The organism is Microvirgula sp. AG722 (assembly GCF_003269145.1).
Classification (GTDB): Bacteria; Pseudomonadota; Gammaproteobacteria; order Burkholderiales; family Aquaspirillaceae; genus Microvirgula; species Microvirgula aerodenitrificans.
In genome coordinates, this window is record NZ_QLTJ01000032.1 from 1 (window position 1) to 1,781 (window position 1,781).

2 protein-coding genes are annotated in these 1,781 nt (G+C 65.9%); one reads left to right on the forward strand and one right to left on the reverse strand.

Annotated elements, in window-relative coordinates:
* Positions 1 to 71 precede the first annotated feature (71 nt).
* Positions 72 to 266, reverse strand: coding sequence for a cytochrome oxidase putative small subunit CydP (cydP, locus tag DFO50_RS18510; protein ID WP_146745151.1), 195 nt, complete (start codon positions 264 to 266; stop codon positions 72 to 74).
* 180 nt (positions 267 to 446) lie between these two features.
* Here cydP and DFO50_RS18515 point away from each other — a divergent pair, with 180 nt between their 5' ends.
* Positions 447 to 1,694 carry a sigma-54-dependent Fis family transcriptional regulator gene (locus DFO50_RS18515; RefSeq protein WP_112693003.1) on the forward strand — a complete coding sequence of 416 codons (1,248 nt, stop codon included), beginning with the start codon at positions 447 to 449 and terminating at the stop codon, positions 1,692 to 1,694.
* Positions 1,695 to 1,781: the final 87 nt, after the last annotated feature.

Sequence of the window (1,781 nt, forward strand, 5' to 3'; positions counted from 1 at the left end):
TCAGTGGCACGAACAGAAAATGGTACATCGCCGTCGCGGCAAACTGCAGCCGGGACAGGTCGACCACACTATCAATTGGCATGTATTTCTCCTTGTTGTCTGTGCCCGGAAGGAGAAACCGGCGCGAATTGCCGCGCCGTGGTCGCGGCATCCACCTCGACGCGCTGACCATCAACGAACAGGTACCACAGCAGCACGATCGCCATGACCTTCAGCACGAGCACGATCACGATGTCGCGCAGCAGGCGCGGGGGTGGCGCAGTCATCCGGATCTCCTTCTTGTCGAATGACATCCATATCAATAACCGTGCCAGCCGCCCGGATTACATAAACCGTTTGCAAATCATCAACTTGCAAATTTCTGTGCTGCGCCGCCCGCCACCGTGTCATGACACAGTGGCGGCAATGGCAGAAAATGGCAGTGATTCACTGACAGAAAGCCGCCCATGCCCGACCCGACCGCACTGCTGGCCTTTATCGACGCTCTGCCCGATCCGCATATCGTGTGCGACGCCGGCTATCGCATCGTGCATGCCAACCGCGCCTATCTCGACCGCTTCGGTGATGGTCGCGATGTCAGGGGGCGTTTCTGTTACGAGGTGTCCCACCACTATCCACGGCCCTGCAACCGCTGCGGCGAAAGCTGTCCGCTCTCCGACAGCCTGGTCAGCGGCAAGCGCGAACGCGTGGTCCACCTGCACCACACGCCGCGCGGCGAGGAATACGTCGACATCGCCCTGACCCCGATCCCGGGCGACGATGGCGGCTACCGCTACTTTGTCGAACGCATGTCGCCGCTGGCGGCCGGACGCGATATCCAGGGCGACAGCCTGATCGGCCGCTCGCCCGCCTTCCGGCACATGCTGGAACGCCTGGCCCGGGTCGCACCGAGCGATGAAACCGTGTTGCTGCAGGGCGCCTCCGGCACCGGCAAGGAGCTGGTCGCCAAAGCGCTGCACGCAGCCAGCCGGCGGGCAGAGAAACCGTTTGTCACCGTCGACTGTACCGGCCTGCCGGAAAACCTGATCGACAGCGAGCTGTTCGGCCACGAGAAAGGCGCGTTTACCGGCGCAGTGCTGCGCCAGACCGGGCTGGTGGAAGCCGCGAATGGCGGCACGCTGTTCCTCGACGAAATCGGCGACATGCCGCTGGCCATGCAGTCCAAACTGCTGCGGCTGCTGGAAACCGGCACCTACCGCCGGCTCGGCTCGACCGAGTGGCGGCGCGCCGATGTCCGCATCGTATCCGCCACCCACCACCTGCTGGCCCGCCGGGTCGAGGAAGGCCGCTTCCGCGCCGACCTGTACTACCGGCTGTCCACGTTCCCGCTATACCTGCCGCCCCTGTCCGAACGGCGTGAAGACATCCCGCTGCTGGCGGAAGCCCTGCTCGCCCGCAGCCACCCGGACTGCCGCTTCAGCCCGGCGGCACTGGCACGGCTGACCAGCCATGCCTTCCCCGGCAATATCCGCGAACTGCGCAATATCGCCACCCGCTGCTGTCTGCTGAGCGGCAACGGGCTGATCGACGAGGCCCTGATCGAGGAAGCGCTGTCATCCGCACCCGGCCCCCGCCGCGACAGCGACACCCCGCCCCCGCCCGCCGCCGGGCTGAAGCGCAGCGAACAGGCGCGCGCACTGGGCATCAGCGAACGCACGCTGTACCGGCGGCTGAAGCAGGCAGCGCAGCCGTAATGCTCAGCGGGCGTCCGGCGGACCGGCACGACGCCACAGCCAGCCACCCAGCAAGGCCAGCAGCATGCCGGCAAGGTGCCCGACGGC

Coding starts and splice junctions, on each gene's coding strand:
- cydP (WP_146745151.1), bottom strand. CDS start 266: ATGACTGCGCCACCCCCGCGCCTGCTGCGCGACATCGTGATCGTGCTC.
- DFO50_RS18515 (WP_112693003.1), top strand. CDS start 447: ATGCCCGACCCGACCGCACTGCTGGCCTTTATCGACGCTCTGCCCGAT.